This is a genomic window from Shewanella sp. SM71 (genome assembly GCF_025653905.1).
Classification (GTDB): Bacteria; Pseudomonadota; Gammaproteobacteria; order Enterobacterales; family Shewanellaceae; genus Shewanella; species Shewanella oncorhynchi.
In genome coordinates, this window is sequence record NZ_JAKKRW010000002.1 from 227,104 (window position 1) to 247,205 (window position 20,102).

The 20,102-nt window shown below is 46.4% G+C and carries 11 protein-coding genes; 9 read left to right on the forward strand and 2 right to left on the reverse strand.

Annotated features, from left to right (window positions below; all coding sequences use genetic code 11):
• Window positions 1–56: 56 nt before the first annotated feature.
• Window positions 57–1,721, forward strand: a complete 1,665-nt coding sequence (locus tag L5L97_RS03500; protein ID WP_113939838.1) for a methyl-accepting chemotaxis protein — start codon at window positions 57–59, stop codon at window positions 1,719–1,721.
• A gap of 140 nt (window positions 1,722–1,861) precedes the next feature.
• Here L5L97_RS03500 and fdhF read toward each other — a convergent pair whose 3' ends face one another.
• Complete coding sequence (gene fdhF / locus L5L97_RS03505) at window positions 1,862–6,127, reverse strand: formate dehydrogenase subunit alpha (RefSeq protein ID WP_263183280.1); 4,266 nt, start codon at window positions 6,125–6,127, stop codon at window positions 1,862–1,864.
• Window positions 6,128–6,676: 549 nt separating this feature from the next.
• Between fdhF and prfB the strand changes: the two genes are divergently transcribed.
• The 6 genes from prfB (at window position 6,677) to L5L97_RS03535 (ending at window position 16,611) form a co-directional block, all read left to right on the forward strand.
• A protein-coding gene (gene prfB / locus L5L97_RS03510; protein ID WP_168824900.1) for a peptide chain release factor 2 occupies window positions 6,677–7,775 on the forward strand; the annotation gives its coding sequence in 2 pieces (ribosomal slippage) (window positions 6,677–6,751 and window positions 6,753–7,775; 1,098 coding nt in all).
• 28 nt (window positions 7,776–7,803) lie between these two features.
• A complete protein-coding gene (gene lysS / locus L5L97_RS03515) occupies window positions 7,804–9,306 on the forward strand; it encodes a lysine--tRNA ligase (protein WP_006080389.1) in 1,503 nt (500 codons plus the stop codon).
• A gap of 692 nt (window positions 9,307–9,998) precedes the next feature.
• Complete coding sequence (locus tag L5L97_RS03520; RefSeq protein WP_105250058.1) at window positions 9,999–11,471, forward strand: carbon starvation protein A; 1,473 nt, start codon at window positions 9,999–10,001, stop codon at window positions 11,469–11,471.
• Window positions 11,472–11,782: 311 nt separating this feature from the next.
• Window positions 11,783–13,948, forward strand: a complete 2,166-nt coding sequence (katG, locus tag L5L97_RS03525; RefSeq protein WP_263183282.1) for a catalase/peroxidase HPI — start codon at window positions 11,783–11,785, stop codon at window positions 13,946–13,948.
• 169 nt (window positions 13,949–14,117) lie between these two features.
• Window positions 14,118–14,552 carry a PaaI family thioesterase gene (locus tag L5L97_RS03530; protein WP_028761608.1) on the forward strand — a complete coding sequence of 145 codons (435 nt, stop codon included), beginning with the start codon at window positions 14,118–14,120 and terminating at the stop codon, window positions 14,550–14,552.
• 370 nt (window positions 14,553–14,922) lie between these two features.
• Window positions 14,923–16,611 carry a glucan biosynthesis protein gene (locus L5L97_RS03535; protein WP_113939843.1) on the forward strand — a complete coding sequence of 563 codons (1,689 nt, stop codon included), beginning with the start codon at window positions 14,923–14,925 and terminating at the stop codon, window positions 16,609–16,611.
• 83 nt (window positions 16,612–16,694) lie between these two features.
• Here the strand turns inward: L5L97_RS03535 and L5L97_RS03540 are convergent, their stop codons facing one another.
• Window positions 16,695–17,426: a type 1 glutamine amidotransferase gene (locus L5L97_RS03540; protein WP_263183285.1), complete on the reverse strand. Its 732-nt coding sequence runs from the start codon at window positions 17,424–17,426 to the stop codon at window positions 16,695–16,697.
• 84 nt (window positions 17,427–17,510) lie between these two features.
• On the opposite strand from L5L97_RS03540, the gene L5L97_RS03545 reads away from it, so the two are divergent.
• Window positions 17,511–18,326, forward strand: coding sequence for a helix-turn-helix transcriptional regulator (locus L5L97_RS03545; protein WP_317629545.1), 816 nt, complete (start codon window positions 17,511–17,513; stop codon window positions 18,324–18,326).
• Between the two features lie 248 nt (window positions 18,327–18,574).
• Complete coding sequence (locus L5L97_RS03550; protein ID WP_263183307.1) at window positions 18,575–20,044, forward strand: inorganic phosphate transporter; 1,470 nt, start codon at window positions 18,575–18,577, stop codon at window positions 20,042–20,044.
• Window positions 20,045–20,102: the final 58 nt, after the last annotated feature.

Sequence of the window (20,102 nt, forward strand, 5' to 3'; positions counted from 1 at the left end):
AACAATCTTAGCTATACTCCGAAGATACAAGTTGTAATCCTTTGGAGCATTCAAGTATGTCTAAGTTGAGTTTGCGCAATAAATTATTATTGCTATCGCTGTTTCCTTTGATCCTCGCATTATTGGTGTTGATGTCGGTTTCTTATTATGTCGAGCAAAATGCGCTTGCCGATGAGGTGGTTACCTTTAGATCTAAGCTCGTCGGTGAACGTAAACAACAAATTAAAGAAGCTACCGAAATTGCCGCTGGTATAGTGAATTACCAATTATCGTTAAAAGAACAAGGGAATGTGAATCAAGCGCTAAGAGACATACGTTTTGGCAGTGCGGGTTATTTCTTCATGTATGACTCTCAAGGGAAAAATATTTTTCATGCCCTCATACCGAGTTTAGAAGGGCAAAATAAAATGGATATGACAGATCCTCGCGGCACTAAAATTATCGTCGGTCTGCTCGATGCCGCTAAACGTGGCGATGGTAGTTTCTCCTATTACTATCAAAAACCTAATACTAATGAACAGATTGAAAAAATCAGTTACGCCATGATGATCCCTGGTACTGACTGGATGTTAGGTACTGGGGCATATATCGATGATATTGAAGCTGTTGTTGAAGATTATCGCGAGACAGTGACTGAGCAAATGGCAGAAAAATCCTTCGCGATTTTGCTGATAGCGCTTTTCCTTACGGGTATTACTGGCTTTATCATTATGATTGCCGCCCACCGTATGGTCGTGCCAATCAAGAATATGGCCGATAACTTAAATGATATTGCTAAGGGCGAAGGGGATTTAACCAAGCGACTTACCGTAAAAGGTGAAGACGAAATTGCCCAACTTGGGCGCTCCTTTAACCTCTTTGTCGATAAACTTCAGCATATTATCGGCGATGTCGCGACTGCGACGGCTAAAGTAAAAACGGCAGCCAATGCGATTCATGATCAAACTAAAGTCATGTCGAGCCAGTTGGTGAGTCATAACAATGAAACCGATCAGGTGGTGACTGCAATCACTGAGATGTCCTCCACTGCGAACGAAGTGGCTAAGAATACCACTCAAGTAGCCGAAGCGACTCACGCTGCTACTGGTGATGTGGCAAATGCTCAGCGCTGTGTTGATGCTTCGCTTGAGGAGATTGCGTCTTTAATGTCGCAAATCAACAATGCGGCAGGCAGTATAAAGTCACTCAGCGAGCAATCACAGAAGATCAACAGCGTGCTTTCTGTTATTGGCGGTATTGCCGAGCAAACTAACCTATTGGCATTGAACGCCGCCATCGAAGCGGCCCGTGCTGGTGAACAAGGTCGTGGATTTGCTGTGGTCGCCGATGAGGTGCGTAATTTAGCCAGTCGAACTCAAGCCAGCACGTTGGAAATTAACGAGATGTTATCGGCACTGCATAAGCTAGTGACCCAAGCAGTGAAAGCCATGGAAGAGAGTCAACAAAGCTGTGTACGTTCGGTGGATTCTTCTCGCACGATTTCCGATAGTTTAGGCTCAGTCACTTCAGCGGTAACGGCTATTAATGATATGAGTACCCAAATTGCGGCCGCGGCGACAGAGCAAAGCTCAGTAACCGAAGAAATTAACCGTAACGTGTATGCCATCCAAGAGATTGTAAACGAGTTACTTCATTCCAGCGAAGATGCCGCCAGGATCAGTATGACAGTCTCGGAAGAAGGCATTAACTTGGGCAAGTTAGTTGGCCAGTTTAAGATTTAGTGTGACAGTTTAAGATTTAATTGCAGCAATCTTGATTAAAAACGGGAGACTTAAGGTCTCCCGTTTTTATTTGGCTTATTTACCTTTTTGAAGAGCACTTAATCCATCTACTTTAGTCAATTCAGCCTAGTCAGTTCATTCTAATCAATTTTCTCGGCAACCCGCTCAACCCTTACCGAGCAGACCTTATATTCTGGGATAAAAGCGACAGGATCGAGCGCATTGATGGTAAGTTTATTCGCCGCCGCTTCAACAAAATGGAAGGGCAGGAATAGCACGCCAGCTTGGGCTCTTTTCGTCACAAAGGCGTCGATTTCAATTTCGCCGCGACGGGTAGTGAGTTTGATTTTATCGCCATTGCCTATGCCGAGTTGCTCGGCGTCATAGACTGAAATCATTACTTTAGGCGAGCCGAGTAAGTCAAGTCCGGCCGTTTTACGGGTTAAGGTGCCTGTGTGAAACTGTTCCAGTAAACGTCCGGTCGAGAGGGTGAGCGGGTACTCACTGCAGGGCATTTCTGCGGGTAAGCGATAACTCACTGGCGTGAACTTACCTAAGCCGCGGGTGAATTGGCCTTGGTGCATAATGGGCGTTCCCGGATGGGTTTCATCTGGGCAAGGCCATTGAATACCTTGGGGAATTTTACCGTCAACTCCAGTGCTTAATCGCTGCCAAGTAATGCCGCGATATTGTGGTGTCAGCTCATTGATTTCCTGCCAAATCGCTTCTTCATTAGGGTAATCCCAAGCGGCACCCATCGCATTGGCAATGGCTTGGACAATTTGCCAATCGGGCAGGGCTTCACCTAGCGGTAGCAGGGCTTGTTCGAGTCGCTGCACTCGTCGTTCAGTATTGGTGAAATGACCGCGTTTTTCGACAAAGGCTGCGGCGGGCAGAACCACGTCGGCAAGCTCGGCGGTTTCGGTGAGAAAGATATCCTGCACCACTAAAAAGTCGATTGCATTAAGCGCCCTAAGCACATGGGCTTGATCTGGGTCGCTTAATACGGGGTTTTCGCCCATTACATATAAAGCCTTGATTTTCCCTTTGGAAATATCATGCATCATATGGGTTGCGGTCACGCCAATTTCTCCCGATAACGGCGTTTGCCAATGTGCCTCGAAACGCATTCTGGCATGAATGTCAGTGACTTTTTGGTAACCACTGAAGAAGTTAGGTAGTGCGCCCATATCACAGGCACCTTGCACATTACTTTGTCCCCGCAGTGGATTAATCCCCGCTCCTTCAACTCCAATATTGCCGCATAGAAGTTGTAGATTAGATATGGCGGTGACATTGTCGTGTCCCGTCGTGTGCTGGGTAATGCCCATAGCATAGTAGACTGCGGTTTTGTCGGCAGTACCTATGGTGCGTGCGATGCGGGCGATATCTTCGGCTTTAACACCTGTTATCAAGGCTGCGTTTTCTAGGCTGTAATCTACTTTTTTGAGTTCAGCATAGAGAGCATCCACGCCTTCGGTGCGTGCGGCAATGTAGCTTTTATCCTGCCAGTCGTTGCGGATAATTTCCGCCATAATCGCATTGAGTAGCATGACGTCAGTGCCGGGTCTGTGGGCGACATAAAGCTGTGCACTGTCGGCAATGGCAACACGTTTAGGGTCGGCCACCATTAGTCTCGCGCCATGCAAAGCCACGGCTTGCTTAATTTTCGAGGCGATGATCGGGTGAGCACTGCTGGTGTCTGAGCCTATGATAAAAATCACATCCGATGCTTGAATGCTCGGAATGTCATTGGTCATGGCACCACTGCCGATACTTTGCTGTAGCCCTGTGACTGTGGATGAATGGCACAGACGGGCGCAATGGTCGATGTTATTGGTGCCGAGTATGCTTCTGACAAATTTTTGCAGCAGGAAGTTTTCTTCATTGGTGGCTTTTGCCGAGGCCAAGCTTGCCAGTGCATTGCTGCCATGTTGCTGTTTTATTTGCTGTAAATGTTCGGCCACATAGGCGATGGCTTCAGGCCAACTACTTGGCGTGAGCTGGCCATTTTTACGAATGAGTGGCGTGGTGAGGCGTTTTTCACTGTGAATAAAATCGAAACCAAACCGGCCTTTCACACACAACATGCCTTGGTTTACCACAGACTCTTCATTGCCCTCGATATGACGGATCTGATTCGTGCTGGTATCGATTTTAAGGTCAAGCCGACAGCCTACGCCGCAATAGGTACAAATCGTTGATGTGGTTTTGAGTGGCGTTTCATCGCCTTGGCGTTTATCCCGCGCATCGACGAGTGCACCCGTTGGGCAAACCTGCACACAGTTGCCGCATTGCACACATTTGCTGTCGGCCATGCTAGCGCTAAAGCCGACTCTCGGTGCGCGGCGCGTGGCGGTTTCACTTATATCTTGCGGCAGCGCTTGATAGGAATCATGGGCAAATTGAATCGCACAATGGCCACTCTGCAACTGGCACACATCAACGCACTTACCGCAGCTAATACAACGATTTGCATCAAATTGAATGAACGGACTCGATTTATCGACCGAAAACTTACGCACGCTTTGAGTGCTGAGTGACTTAGGTTCGACATGGTAGTCGGTCGCATAGTCCCTTAATTTACAATCCGTATTGGCTTGGCAGGCGCATTCGAGGCAGCGAGCAGCTTCTTGCATGGCGGCATCGGGAGCAAAGCCTAGCTCGACTTCGCCGTAATTTAGCAAACGTTGCACCGCGTCCAATTCGGGCATGGTTAAACGGGCTTTACGTGCGACAGAGGGGTAGAGTTCGATAGTTGGTAAGCCTTGTTTTATTGTGTTACCGACTGCTTTTGATGAATTAAATTCAGTGGCATGCAGCTCGCAACTTAGGCCTTGTTTGAGCAATTTATCTATGGCAATTGCGGCTTTATTGCCGTCGCCTATCGCGGCGACTGCGGTAGCAGCGCCGCGGCGTGCATCCCCCACCACAAAGAGTTTTTCAACCCCTGATGACATAGTGTGCTCGCAGCCAATAAAGGTATTCCAGCGGCTGAGAGCGAGTTCACCATTGCTTAAGTGGCTCGCGGGATCTTGCATAAAACTCATATCGGGAGTTTGTGATACTGCGGCTATCACAGTGTCGAAATCTTGAGTAAAGGTTTCACCGGTATCAACGGGAGCGCGTCTGCCAGAGGCATCGGCTTCGCCGAGTGCCATCTTAGCGAAGGTGACTGAATGGACTCTACCTTGCACATCGCTATGGTTTTCAAGCGGATTGGTTAAAAAATGAAACTTCACCCCTTCGACTTCGGCCTCATGTACCTCGTAAGCTTCGGCGGGCATTTCTGCGCGGGTACGACGATAAATTAGGGTGACATCGCAACCTTCACGCACTGCTGTGCGGGCGCAATCAATAGCGGTATTGCCACCACCAATGACGGCGACTTTCTTACCTAAAACAAGTGTCTTTTCGAGACAATGATCTTTTAAGTAATCGACACCTAAGTAGCAACCCGCGAGTGTGCTGCCGGGATAATCCATAGGCACAGCTTTTTGGGCGCCAATGGCGAGACAGACGGCATCAAAATCTTCAACTAATTGATTTAAATGTATCTCGTGACCGAGACGTGTTTCTGTGTGGATGGTTAACCCGTTATGGCACAAGAGTTCGATCTCCTTGTCTAGTATCGCTTTAGGTAAACGATACTCAGGAATGCCATAACGTAGCCAACCACCCGCCTGTGGCATAGATTCGAATACCTCTACGCTATGGCCTTGGTTTGATAAGTAATATCCGGCACTTAACCCTGCTGGACCCGCACCGATAATGGCGACTTTTTTGCCCGTGTCGGCTTGGCGTGGCGGCACATAACTCATGCCCCCATTTTCGCCATCAGCTAAGTCGAGATCGGCAGCGTGGCGTTTTAATTGACGTATGGCAATGGGCTCATCGACGAGTCCGCGGCGACACTGTGCTTCACAAAAAGCAGGGCAGACACGGCCAATGGAGAGTGGCAGCGGCAAAGTTTGTTTAATGACTTTAACGGCTTCAGTATGGTTGCCTTGGGCGATGTGATACAGGTAACTCTGTACATCGACGCCCGCAGGGCATGCTTGTTGGCAGGGGGCTTCGCAATCGGCAAAATGATCGCTCAAGATCTCAGTCAGCGCTTGTTTGCGTTTTTGACTTAAGAATTCAGACTGAGTTATGACTCGCATGCCGACTGTGGCGGACGTTTCACAGGCGCGTACGCAGCGCAAACTGGCGTCGGAATTCTCAATCTGGACGACACACAAATTGCAGGCTTGCTTGTCTGCATGTTCGTGAACGCCTAATTGCTGCGAGGCTACGCTGGGATCACATAAGCTGGGTATTGCTATGCCAGCAGCTTGCGCCACTTGCAGTAGGTTATCGGTCGGATTAACCGACAACACTTGGTCATCAATTCGAAGTTCTATCATCCCATGGCCTTTTTATATGTAGGGTGCTTAGCTGCTATAGCGCGGGGCTGCAGGCTTAGGTTGTTTCGAGTATACCTAGACAGCTTTAGAAGACGCTTATGGGCGAGTGAAGTTTGCTGCAAAATTGCAGCTTGAATCACAAACCCGCCCAGACTGTGCGCTGGTGAATGTTTGTTCTAATTTAGTCGTGATGGGGTTGGCGTTATCAGGCCTTTTTAGTTGTGTTTCCTTTGATATTATGGGGGTTTTTTAGGCAGGAGAGCGCTTGTGTGTCAGCCATTGGCCTCGCGCATAGCATCATCTTGGCTAAATTCTTGGCTAAATTTAAGTAAGATCACAGTCTTAACTCATTGCTTTTTGTTAGTCTCGGCGTTAGTGCTGTGGTCTTTTAGCTTGGAAAATAATCCTTGTTATCCCATTTAATGAACAGTGCACCCCTAGGTTTACCAGTCTGGTTAGGTTAAAATGCGCGGTTGCAAATACTGTTAATCACTGCCCCTTTTAGTGGAAGATCAATTAAAGCGGCCAAATAAAGAAAGTTGAAAACTCATGTTTGAAGTTAATCCAGTAAAATTCAAAATTAAGGAGCTTGCCGAGCGCACGGAGCTTCTTAGGGGGTATCTTTGACTACGATGCCAAAAATGAGCGTCTAGAAGAAGTTACCCGTGAGCTTGAAAGTTCAGAAGTGTGGAACGACCCAGAGCGCGCCCAAGCCTTAGGCAAAGAGCGCGCTAGCCTAGAAGCTGTGGTCAAAACCATAGACGATATGGACTCAGGTCTTGAAGATGTTGAAGGCTTACTCGAGCTGGCTATTGAAGAGGAAGACGAAGATACCTTCAATGAAACCAGTAAAGAGCTGGATTATCTCGAAAGCCGCCTTGCCGATCTTGAATTCCGTCGTATGTTCTCCGGCCCGCAAGATGCGTCAAACTGTTATTTAGACATTCAGTCTGGTAGTGGTGGTACCGAAGCCCAAGATTGGGCCAACATGGTGCTGCGTATGTACCTACGTTGGGGCGAAGCCCATGGCTTTAGCCCTGAGTTGATGGAAGTGACCGATGGTGACGTGGCCGGTATTAAAGGCGCGACCATTAAGTTTACTGGCGAATATGCGTTCGGTTGGTTACGCACTGAGACTGGCGTGCACCGTTTAGTACGTAAGTCGCCATTCGATTCATCGGGTCGTCGTCATACGTCATTCTGCTCTGTGTTCGTTTATCCAGAAATCGATGACGATATCACGATTGATATCAACCCATCGGATCTGCGTATTGACACTTATCGCGCATCGGGCGCGGGTGGTCAGCACGTTAACAAAACGGAATCGGCGATTCGTATTACCCACTTACCGACGAATACCGTCGTGCAGTGCCAGAACGACCGTTCACAGCATAAAAATAAAGATGCTGCGATGAAGCAGCTGAAAGCAAAACTGTTTGAGTTAGAAATGCTCAAGCAAAATGCCGACAAACAGGCCGCAGAAGACGCTAAGTCTGATATCGGCTGGGGCAGTCAAATTCGCTCTTATGTATTAGACGATGCCCGCATTAAAGACTTACGCACAGGCGTTGAAACCCGCAATACTCAAGCGGTACTCGATGGCGATCTGGATAAGTTTATCGAAGCCAGTTTGAAATCTGGGCTGTAATTAATTCAAGGTATAGACGAGAAATAAGATGACTGAACAAGTAATTGATGAGAACAAACTGATCGCCGAGCGCCGTGCCAAGCTAGAAAGCATCCGCCCAAACTGTAGTGCTAATGCGCATCCAAATACCTTCCGTCGCACCCATAAAGCGGCTGAACTGCAAGCACAGTATGGTCAAAACACTAAAGAAGAACTCGAAGCCTTAGGTTTTAAGACCAGCATTGCTGGCCGCATCATGGCAAAACGTGGTCCTTTCTTAGTGATCCAAGACGTGTCTGGCCGTATTCAAGCTTACGCTGAAAAAAGCGTACAAGCTGATTTGAAAGAGCGTTTTCAAGGTCTGGATATCGGTGACATCATAGGTGTAACTGGTCAGCTGCATTTGTCTGGTAAAGGCGACTTATACGTCAACATGGAACAGTACGAGTTACTGACCAAGGCGCTGCGTCCATTGCCTGCGGACTATTATGGTCTAGCCGATCAAGAAATGCGTTACCGTCAACGTTACGTGGATCTCATCGTTAACGAAGATTCGCGCAATGCCTTCATCATGCGTTCTAAAGTGGTTTCTGCAATTCGTAACTTCATGATCAAAAAAGAGTTCATGGAAGTTGAAACCCCTATGATGCACGTGATCCCTGGTGGTGCTTCGGCCCGTCCTTTCATCACTCATCACAACGCCTTAGACATGCCAATGTACCTGCGTATCGCACCAGAATTATATCTGAAGCGTTTAGTGGTAGGTGGTTTTGAGCGTGTGTTTGAAATCAACCGTAACTTCCGTAACGAAGGTCTGTCGCCACGTCATAACCCAGAATTCACTATGATGGAATTCTATATGGCTTATGCTGACTACAAAGATCTGATGGACCTTACCGAAGAAATGCTCAGCTCGATTGCTATCGAACTGCTTGGCAGTGCGCAAATGCCCTACGGTGAGCACACAGTCGATTTCGGTGGCCCATACGCACGTTTAAGCATGTTAGAAGCGATTCAGAAGTACAATCCTGATAACGCCACTATCCAAGCTATGACCTATGAGCAAGTGAAAGATGTTGAATTCATGCGCGATTTAGCGAAAAGCTTAGGCATGAAGATTGAGAAGTTCTGGACCTGTGGTCAGCTGCTTGAAGAAATCTTCGGTGAAACTGCTGAATGGCAATTGATGCAACCGACGTTCATCACTGGCTACCCAGCGGATATTTCACCATTGGCACGTCGTAATGATGACAACCATTTCATCACTGACCGTTTCGAATTCTTCATCGGTGGCCGAGAAGTGGCTAACGGCTTTAGCGAGCTGAACGATGCTGAAGATCAAGACAACCGCTTTAAAGCACAGGTTGACGCCAAAGATGCAGGTGACGATGAAGCTATGTTCTACGATGCAGACTATATCACTGCACTGGAACACGGTTTGCCACCCACGGCAGGTCAAGGTATTGGTATCGACCGTTTAGTGATGTTGTTCACTAACACTCATACTATCCGTGACGTGATCCTGTTCCCTGCCATGCGCCCACAGGCGTAATGCAGTCGAACAAGGTATTTCGTTGTACATTTTGTTGTATTAGTTTAGCCACTCGACTTTTAGTAAGTCTCAATAGGTTAAGTTTACAGTGATTGATTTAGGTATGACCTGAGCATCGCTACGATGAAATACCCCCTAAAAAACCAGCCATTTGGCTGGTTTTTTGTTTTCTAAAATAGCTAAAAATAATGAGTGTTAAAGTCGAACCATTAGTAACCTAAAAATGGGCTAGATGAGCATCATCAAGTGGCACGTTAGCTTTAGGTTGTGGCTATCGATCGTAGTGTAGATTGCGGGTTTAGTTTGTGAGTGTAGATAGTGTCTTTAACTTGGGGTTGTATATTGGGATGTCACGAAACACTCGTCTATGCTGCTAGCATCTCGCCGCCAGTCACATGCGATATTGTCTGTGTTCATTTCATTTTCGATAGCGATGGTTTGCAGGAATACCTAGGGCGAGGAGTTCAAGAAGAGGCAATTGGGATACATCAAAATAGTTGGTTGTATTACTGAGTGCATAAATACTTCATAGGGATTATTTTTAAACGCGTTTGTTCATCTATACCCACTCGTACGGCTGTTTCAGATAATCAACCCGACATTAGTCTAATAGTGTGTTGCTTGACCTCAGTCGCTAACTCAATGAAACTCTCCATTAAATCACCTCCTACTAAAGTATGGATAATTAAATAATGTTAATTTTCTTTATTTGTATCGCACTCTTAGTGCTTGCATACAAGTTCTATAGTCCCTTTGTTGAGCGGCAAGCTGGTATAGATCCTAAAGCGATAACACCACAGGCGAGATTCGAAGATGGCGTCGATTACGTTCCGGTTCATCCGGCTAAAGCGTTTCTGATCCAATTCCTCAATGTCGCGGGTGTGGGGCCGATATTTGGTCCGATCCTCGGTGCCTTGTACGGTCCCATTGCCTTAGTGTGGATTGTGCTGGGGAATATTATTGGCGGCGCAGTACATGATTATTTTTCTGGCGTGCTCAGCATAAAAGAAGATGGTAAGAGTCTGCCAGAGATTGCGGGCCACTACTTTAATATTTACTTTAAAGGCGTGATGTTGCTGTTTACGGCTATGCTGCTGTTTTTTGTGGGCGTGGTCTTCATCATGAGCCCCGCAGGTTTGCTGAGTAATCTCGATTATTTTAAAGACACCATCTTTGGCAATAATACCTTCTGGGTGTTAGTGATTTTAGTCTATTACTTTTTAGCGACTATGCTGCCGATTGATAAAATCATCACTAAATTATATCCCGCATTTGGTTTGTTGATGATAGTCATGACAGTTTCTATCGCCGTTGCTCTAATGATCAATGCGCCGCAGTTACCTGAAATGGGTGATGTGTTTGCCTATTTCGACCACAGCCATTACAACAATGAGTTACTCGAACCAAACCCTGATGGGCTACCTGTTTGGCCTCTGTTATTTGTGACTATTACCTGTGGTGCGATTAGCGGTTTCCATTCAACTCAAGCGCCCATCATGGCTCGTTGCTTGACGAATGAGAAGTATGTTCGCCCTGTGTATTATGGCGCTATGGTTGCTGAAGGTATCGTTGCTTGTGTATGGGCAACGGCGGGTATTGCAGCTTTCCCTGGCGGTTATGTTGAGCTTAAGAGTTTGCTCGACCAAGGTGGCCCAGGTTTAGTGGTTAACCAAGTGGCAACTACGTATTTAGGTGTTGCGGGCGGTATTATGGCGATTGTGGCCGTGGCTATCTTCCCTATTACCTCTGGCGATACCGCATTTCGTTCGCTGCGTTTGACGATTATCGATGCCTTCCATATTCCGCAAAGTATGCGTAATCGTTTATTGGTTGCTGTGCCTATTCTGACCATTGCGTATTTTATGACGAAGATCGATTTCTCTTTGATTTGGCGTTACTTTGCTTTCTCAAATATGCTGCTATCAACCAGTGTATTGTGGTTAGCAACTAAGTACTTGTTCGATCGCGGGACCTTCCATTGGATTGTTAGCTTACCAGCGATTGGCGGCACCAGCGTTACTGTGTCTTATATTATGACTGCGGGTATTGGCTTAGGCTTACCGCAACCTTTGAGCCAGCCAGTGGGTATTGCTGTCGGAGTTATCTGTTTAGTTGCGCTGATCATTGCGCACAATAGACGCAAACCTGTGGCAGAAGTTAAATAGTCAGTTATCCCATAGTTTTACCCAATAAAAATCAAGGGCTGCATTTTGCAGCCCTTGTTTTTTTATGATTGGTATCATTCTACTATCCTTTAATGGCTTATTTTAGAAAGGTAATTTTTGCTGAATATTTTTTAATGAGCGGATTCATCGCGTTTCATCTAGAGGTAAGGTAAGGTCGTTAGACTGGTTTTTATTTCTCTATTGAAACGATTAGTCTGTGGTAGAGAGCGTTAAGCAGTACAAACTTGCGGCAAAAGTCATTTAGATTTTATTTACTTGAATATTTTTTGCGAACAGAAGGAGAGCACGTTATGTCTGAGAACAAATGTCCTATGCACCATTCTGCTGGTGGCACCTCGAATCGAGATTGGTGGCCTAAACAGCTCCGGCTCGATATTCTGCACCAACACTCTTCCTTATCTAATCCTTTAGGTGATGACTTCAATTATGCTGAAGCCTTTAAATCCCTCAATTTAGCTGCTGTAAAGCAAGATCTCCTCGCATTAATGACGGATTCACAGGACTGGTGGCCTGCAGATTTTGGCCACTATGGGCCGCTATTTATTCGTATGGCTTGGCACAGCGCTGGTACCTATCGCACAGGTGATGGACGCGGAGGTGCGGGCAGCGGTAATCAACGTTTCGCACCGTTAAACAGCTGGCCAGATAACGTAAACCTCGATAAAGCACGTCGGCTCCTTTGGCCGATTAAACAAAAATATGGCAATAAAATCTCTTGGGCCGATTTGATGATCCTCACGGGTAATGTCGCGCTGGAATCTATGGGATTCAAAACCTTAGGTTTCGCTGGTGGGCGAGTCGATATTTGGGAACCCGAAGCTGATATTTACTGGGGTGCGGAAAATAAATGGTTAGACGATAAGCGTTACTCGGGAGAGCGAGATCTTGAAGATCCCCTCGCCGCAGTCCAAATGGGGTTGATTTATGTTAACCCTGAGGGACCCAATGGCGACCCAGATCCTTTCGCTGCCGCCGTTGATATCCGCGAAACCTTTGCCCGTATGGCGATGAATGATGAAGAAACCGTAGCCTTGATTGCAGGTGGTCATACTTTTGGTAAAACCCATGGTGCAGGTGACGCAGCATTAGTCGGACCTGAGCCAGAAGCCGCAGGTATTGAGCAGCAAGGGCTAGGTTGGCTGAGTCGCTATAAAAGCGGTAAAGGTGGCGATACTATTTCCAGTGGCCTCGAAGTGACTTGGACCTCAACTCCCACCCAGTGGAGTAACAATTTTTTTGAAAATCTATTCGGATATGAATGGGAACTGACTAAGAGCCCAGCTGGCGCGCATCAGTGGATACCTAAAAATGGCGCGGGTAAAGGGGTGATTCCCGATGCGCACGACGCCTCAAAACGTCATGTGCCAACCATGTTGACTACCGACCTTGCACTGATCTTCGATCCTGATTACGAGAAAATATCACGTCGATTCTTTGAAAATCCCGATGAGTTTGCCGACGTATTTGCAAAAGCTTGGTACAAGCTGACACACAGAGATATGGGGCCATGCACACGCTATTTGGGTCCTGAAGTGCCTGCAGAAACGTTTCTTTGGCAAGACCCCATTCCTGCGGTTGATCATCCCCTGGTTAATGAGCAGGATGTTACTGATCTCAAACTGAAGATTATTGGTTCTGGATTAACGATTTCAGAAGTCGTTGCCACTGCTTGGGCCTCGGCGTCTACCTATCGCGGTTCTGATATGCGCGGTGGTGCGAACGGTGCTCGAATTCGACTCGCACCGCAAAAAGATTGGCCAGTGAATCAGCCTGAGCAGCTCGCTAAGGTGCTCAAAGTGCTTGAGAGTATTCAGTCTGAGTTCAATCAAGGAGGTAAGAAAATCTCCCTTGCTGACTTGATTGTGCTAGCAGGCTGTGTCGGTATTGATCAAGCGGCTAGAAATGCGGGGGTTGAAGTGACGATTCCATTTACGCCGGGTCGTATGGATGCCACGCAAGCACAAACGGATGTGGAATCTTTTGCGGTACTTGAACCTATTGCTGATGGCTTTAGAAATTATCATCCCACTCCGTTTTCTGTTTCGGCGGAGGAGTTATTGGTCGATAGGGCGCAATTACTGACCTTAACTGCGCCGGAAATGACAGTGCTTATTGGCGGTCTGCGGGTGTTAGATACGAACTCTGATCAGTCAAAAACGGGTGTATTGACTGCGCGTCCTGAGTTTTTGACCAATGACTTTTTTGTTAACTTGCTCGATATGGGGACGACGTGGAAACCCACTTCCAAAGCGGAGGATATGTTTGTGGGTGTTGATCGCGTCAGTGGCCAGCAAAAGTGGACTGCAAGTCGTGTTGATTTGATCTTTGGCTCTAATTCGCAGCTGCGTGCACTCGCAGAAGTGTACGCGAGCAGTGATGCACAGCTGCGATTTGTCGATGATTTTATCGACGCTTGGACTAAGGTGATGAACTTAGATAGATTCGATCTTCGCTGAGCTTATATTTATTAGTCTTTTTAGTGGTATATGGATCCAATTTAGGCGCCGCTGGGGTTAATGCAGACCGACCGTTTAAGTGGATTTTCGTTAAATGATCGCCTAATCCAAAGTGGTTAAGCGGTCATTTTTATTCATGTGCTTTGACGCTCATCAATTTAGGTGGAATATGAATATTCAGCAAATGTCGGGTTTAGCTATTTTACAGGCGATGGCAAGGGGTGAATTACCTGCACCTTCTATCTCTCTCACTATGCCAATGTCGCTGGTTCAAGCCGACGAAGGAACGGTGACATTCCATGCGACTGCCGATGATAAGCACCTCAACCCATTGGGCGGCGTTCATGGTGGTTTTGCCGCGACTGTATTGGATTCGGTTACCGGTTGCGCCGTGCATACATTGCTTGAAGCGGGTGTCGGTTACGGCACTATCGATTTGAATATTAAAATGATTCGACCTGTGCCTAAACATCAAGTTTTAGTGGCTGAGGGCAAGGTGATCAATTTATCTAAGTCTTTAGGTATTTCGGAAGGTACGCTAAAAACGCAGGATGGAAAACTGCTCGCCACTGCTACGGCGACTTGTATGATTTTAAGGCCATAAACCGATTTTGCGGGCTGGCGATATTATCTCTTCGAGTTAACATGCTGAGCAGATAATTAACCTATGCCGAAGGTGCACTTTATCTTCAGATATTAAGTCGACGGCCCTCTTGCTGGCAGTGAAGTTTTTATGGGCGTGAATTCAGTAAATAACGGAATTTTTTAATCATATTTTCATAAATAGGCCTCAAGATTGAAAATAGCTAGCATGCCATATTCCATTCGACAGAAAGTATGCTAGATTCTGGCGAATTGTTGCTGATCGCTGTATTGTTACCTCTGTCATCAACAGTTCTCCACAGGGCCATCGCTGCAATTGATTCAGATTTGCAGGGAAGTGTCAGGAAGTTACACCAATTCAGAGTCTGCTTATGCAACCCAATTTATTTCCCGAACAAAGAAACGTTTATCAAGAATCGAGGGCGACACTCCCCTCGATTGAAGCCCAATCTTCCTCTCGTCGCGGCCGTTTGCAGCGTATGGTTGGCGGCGTATTGTTAACCTGTAGTGTATTGCTGAGTCTTTCAGCATGTGCGGCAGGTAAGCAGGCGTCACCACAAGAAGGTGAAGAGTTTAGTTACGCTTGGCTTAAGGGCTATGCCCGTACTATGGCTGCACAACCCTATGAGAGTCATAAAGGCGAATTACCTAAAAGCCTTCAGGGCATGAGTTGGGATGATTACCAACAATTCCACTTCAAGAAGAAAGCCGCACTATGGCGCGATCAAGATTCGGAGTTTCGTGCCGAACTGTTCCATCTTGGGCTGTTTTTTGATACCCCTATTCATATTTATGAGCTAAATGAGGGTAAGGCTAAGTTAATCGAATATTCACCTTCAATGTTCGATTACGGCAAGTCAAAGGTCAAAGGTAGTCAGTTGCCTAAGGATCTTGGTTTTGCGGGTTTCCGTATGCAATTTAATACCGATTGGCAGCGTGACATTGTTGCCTTCCTTGGCGCTAGTTATTTCCGCGCAGTGGGTCAAGAAATGCAGTACGGTTTGTCGGCTCGCGGCTTAGCGGTTGATACTGCACTGCCAAAACCCGAAGAGTTTCCAATGTTCACCAATTTCTGGTTAGAAAAACCTAAACCAGGATCGAATATCACCACTGTGTATGCCTTGCTAGACTCTCCGAGTGTCACGGGTGCTTATCGTTTTGATATCGAACCGGGTGAACGTTTAAAAATGAAGGTGGATGTGGCTGTTTATCCACGTAAAGCGATTGAACGTTTAGGCGTTGCGCCACTGACAAGTATGTTTATGGTGGGTGAGAACGATCGCCGCACCGGTTATGACTGGCGTCCAGAAATCCATGATACCGATGGTTTAGCCATGCACACGGGGAATGGTGAATGGATTTGGCGTCCGCTAGGTAACCCTGAAAACCTGCGATTCAACGCCTATAGCGATGAAAATCCAAAAGGTTTTGGCTTACTGCAACGTGATCGTAACTTCGATCATTATCAGGACGACGGCGTGTTTTATGATAAACGCCCAAGCCTATGGATTGAACCAACCAGCAGTTGGGGTAAAGGTTCAGTGCAGTTGGTTGAAATTCCAACACTGGATGAAACCTTCGATAACATAGTGGCTTTCTGGAATCCTGCTGAGCCGATTGTTCCTGGTCAAGAGCTGCTGTACAGCTACAACATGTACTGGGGTGGCATTCCACCGGTTCAATCACCCCGTGCTCGGGTTGTCGATACCTTCACCGGGATTGGCGGCGTAGTAGGCCAGAAACGCAAATACTACAGTAAGCGTTTTGTGGTTGATTTCGCGGGCGGAACTTTACCTATGATAGGTAAAGATACCCAAGTTAAAGCCGTGATCACAGCATCTGAAGGCAAAGTGGAAATTGAATCTGCCCGTCCTCTAGCCTCGATTAATGGTTACCGAGCTATGTTTGACGTAGTGCCACCCGGAGACGGGACAGAGCCGATTAACCTGAGAGTCTATTTGGAGGTCGATGGTCAGCCATTGTCTGAGACTTGGATGTATCAGTGGAATCCGCCTGCAAAGGATGATCGTGAATTGCACAATGCAGGTCATCTGCAATAAGCGATTCGTGATTCATTAATCTAAAACGCCAGCTAACTTAGCTGGCGTTTTTGTTTTGGCTTAGCCCGCTGAATCCTGCAGCTTCAGGTTGTTTGGGTATATATGGCTTGATAGGTTAGGACTAGATTATCTAAAAAATGCCCCAGCAACTGATTCATCCTAGCCGTTGATTGCCCCAGTATGAACTCAGGGCTTTGAATGTATGGCATTTTCTGTGTGCTAGAAAAAGCATTTTCTTGAGCAATTAATGGCGCTAATTGGCTACTGATAAATTCAAGATGGCATTGAAATCCAAAAACTAAATTTGTGTAACGTACAATTTGCCGCGGGCAGGCTGCACTTGTGGCGAGCACTTCGCAATCGGGAGTGAGGCCAGGCATGTCGTTATGCCAGTGGCCGACCACTTCAGTGGTCGAAAATGTCTTAAGGTTAATATCACTTTTTCCTGCCGCAGTCAGTTCAATGGGGAAGTAACCAATCTCGGCATGTGGACTCTTTTGATAACGGGCACCTAATGCCTCTCCGATTAACTGTGCCCCAAGACAAACCCCCACAACGGCTTTATTTTTTTGGATAGCTTGTCTGATAAACCTTTGTTCTGCTTGGCTATCAAAATATGGACAATCACTTTGGCATGTCGCGGGAGACTGAGGGCCACCGAGGATAATTAATAGATCAAAACCATCACTATTGTCGGGTAAAGCTTCATCTAGATAGATTCTGCTAAAGCTCATACTGTAGTTTTTGCTTGCAGCCCAATCGCTAAAATAGGCTGGACCTTCATAGCTTTCATGGATAATGCAATGAATGCGCATCGAGTTTTCCTGTGTCTTTTATGGGATAACGCTATGCTACAATCCTTTTTATTTGGCTGAATAACGTTATATGGACAAGTAATGATGCTAAGTCGCCAACTCGATTCGATTAACGCCATTATTGAGCAAGCGCCTAATATGCCTTCTTTTGTCAAAACGATTGAGATGCAGAAGGGTTATGTGGATGTTTTACACCAGCACTGTTGGCATCAGCTTATTTTTCCGCTTCAAGGCCTGTTACAGACAGAGGCAAATGAGGCACTTTTTTTGGTCCCCCATACCACAGCGCTTTTTGTGCCTGCAGGTGTCATGCATGAGTCTGTTGCGATTACAGATACCTGCTTTATTGGTGTCTATTTGAATCCTATGTATGGTCGAGATTATGGTGCCATGGTTAAGCCCGTCGCTATGAGTGCTTTTATAAGGGAGTTAGTGTTAACGCTCAGAAAACAATGTGCTTTTAATACCCCAACGAATGTTGAACCAATGGTTCAGGCGCCAATACTGCGTTTGCTTGAGGTGTTATATGATCAAATTAATAGTGCGGAAGGACAGACTTTCAAGTTACTGATACCGCAAGATAGGCGCCTAAAATTGATTTTTGAGCATTTAACCCAAACGCCAGCTTTAGATTTCTCTTTAGTGAAATGGGGTGAGATGGTTGGGGCATCGGAACGAACATTGTCGAGGCTATTTGTGAGGGAGTTTGGTTGTTCATTCGTATTATGGCGTCAACATTTACGGCTGATCTATTCGCTGTCTTTATTGGCCACTGACCTATCAATACAGAATGTGGCCCACCAAATTGGTTATCAAAATGATTCATCCTATATCAAAGCCTTCAAGGAGCGTTTTGGGATGACACCACAGCGATTTCGGTTAGGTGATCATGGGATATAACCCTGTTACGACGTATGGTTATGAACACTATTTCTAGTTGGCTTATTTAATATTAAATCAATATATTGCACCTTTTTGCGGCACAAATATTCATTTGGCCGAATAAAATCAAGCCAGTTGTAATTGCAAGCATGCTACTGAGTTATTGGGGGCTAATTCACTTTTTGACAATCTAAACAATTTTTCACTGTAAAAGACCCCAAACTTGGGCGTAACCTGTGGGCGTTCTCGCCATGGGTAAATATTTTATGTTTGAAATGTTCACAACGTTAGGCTTTGCGTGGTCGGTGGGTTTAGTCCTTGCCGTACTTTTTGTACTGGCATACGAATTTATTAATGGCTTCCACGACACAGCAAATGCGGTAGCGACGGTGATCTATACCAAGGCAATGCCGGCAAATCTGGCGGTCGTTACCTCCGCACTATTTAATTTTGCGGGTGTGCTGTTAGGGGGGTTAGGGGTGGCCTATGCGATAGTGCATTTATTACCCGTAGACTCCTTGCTAGGTATGGACTCAATCCAAGGCTTGTTGATGGTGTTTTCCCTGCTATTTTCGGCAATTATCTGGAACTTAGGCACTTGGTATTTTGGTATTCCGGCATCGAGTTCCCATACCTTGATTGGTTCGATAATGGGCGTGGGTGGCGCGTTCGCTTGGATAAATCATCAGGCTATCTTGCAGGGCATTAATGTCTCTAAAGCAACGCAGATCATGCTGTCCTTGATTATTTCGCCGACCTTAGGGTTTGTGATGGCAGGGATTTTTTTGCTCATCATGAAATACGTTTGGCAGAAACATAAAATTCACCGTACCCCAGATGAGCAGATGCAGATTAATGGTAAAAAACACCCTCCATTTTGGGCAAGGGCGAGTTTAATTATCTCCGCTATGGGTGTGAGTTTCGCCCATGGTTCTAACGATGGACAGAAGGGGATAGGTTTAGTGATGCTAGTGCTGATTTGTATGGCACCGGCTTATTTTGCCTTGGACATGGGCAGTCAACCCTATGATTTAGAAAGAACTCAAGATGCTAATCGTCGCATTATGGCGATTTATGACCGTAACCAAGCCGTTATCGCGGATGTTATCGACTTTAAAGCCTTAGTCAACGTTCCCGAATATATGCTGGCCCATTGCTCATCTGCCAATGTATTACCGGCGATGTCGTTGCTTGACCGTCGCTTAGCAAAAGTCTCAACTTACAAAGATATGGATGTAGAAGAGCGACGCGAGGTACGACGTTTATTGTTGTGCATCGATGATACTGCTCGCCAAGTGGCTAAATTGGAACTTCCTGCTAAGGATTTGAGTTCATTGGCTAAATGGCGAAAAGATCTCACTAGAACTACTGAGTATGCGCCCATTTGGGTGATTATTGCCATTGCTACTGCGCTGGGCTGCGGCACGTTGGTGGGGTGGCGGCGGATTGTATATACCGTGGGGGAAAAAATTGGTTCATCGAGTATGACTTACAGCCAAGGTATTGCCGCGCAGGTCACCGCTGCCGTCTCTATTGGGATTGCCAGTATGACAGGGATGCCGGTATCGACGACTCATATTTTGTCTTCCGCTGTAGCGGGTACTATGGTGGCTAATCGTTCAGGGCTTCAGATCCAAACCATTAAGCAAATCATGCTCGCTTGGCTGCTGACACTACCTATTACTATGTTGCTCTCCGCGAGTGTGTTTATCCTTGCCAATGCACTTTGGGGTTAGCCAATAATACGCAAGTTGAATGCTCACATAGCCAAGCCTTGAGGGCTTGGCTTTTCGG

What these genes read in the sequence shown, in the direction of transcription:
- L5L97_RS03500 (WP_113939838.1), top strand. Translation starts at nt 57, where the DNA reads ATGTCTAAGTTGAGTTTGCGCAATAAATTATTATTGCTATCGCTGTTT.
- fdhF (WP_263183280.1), bottom strand. Translation starts at nt 6,127, where the DNA reads ATGATAGAACTTCGAATTGATGACCAAGTGTTGTCGGTTAATCCGACC.
- lysS (WP_006080389.1), top strand. Translation starts at nt 7,804, where the DNA reads ATGACTGAACAAGTAATTGATGAGAACAAACTGATCGCCGAGCGCCGT.
- L5L97_RS03520 (WP_105250058.1), top strand. Translation starts at nt 9,999, where the DNA reads ATGTTAATTTTCTTTATTTGTATCGCACTCTTAGTGCTTGCATACAAG.
- katG (WP_263183282.1), top strand. Translation starts at nt 11,783, where the DNA reads ATGTCTGAGAACAAATGTCCTATGCACCATTCTGCTGGTGGCACCTCG.
- L5L97_RS03530 (WP_028761608.1), top strand. Translation starts at nt 14,118, where the DNA reads ATGAATATTCAGCAAATGTCGGGTTTAGCTATTTTACAGGCGATGGCA.
- L5L97_RS03535 (WP_113939843.1), top strand. Translation starts at nt 14,923, where the DNA reads ATGCAACCCAATTTATTTCCCGAACAAAGAAACGTTTATCAAGAATCG.
- L5L97_RS03540 (WP_263183285.1), bottom strand. Translation starts at nt 17,426, where the DNA reads ATGCGCATTCATTGCATTATCCATGAAAGCTATGAAGGTCCAGCCTAT.
- L5L97_RS03545 (WP_317629545.1), top strand. Translation starts at nt 17,511, where the DNA reads ATGCTAAGTCGCCAACTCGATTCGATTAACGCCATTATTGAGCAAGCG.
- L5L97_RS03550 (WP_263183307.1), top strand. Translation starts at nt 18,575, where the DNA reads ATGTTTGAAATGTTCACAACGTTAGGCTTTGCGTGGTCGGTGGGTTTA.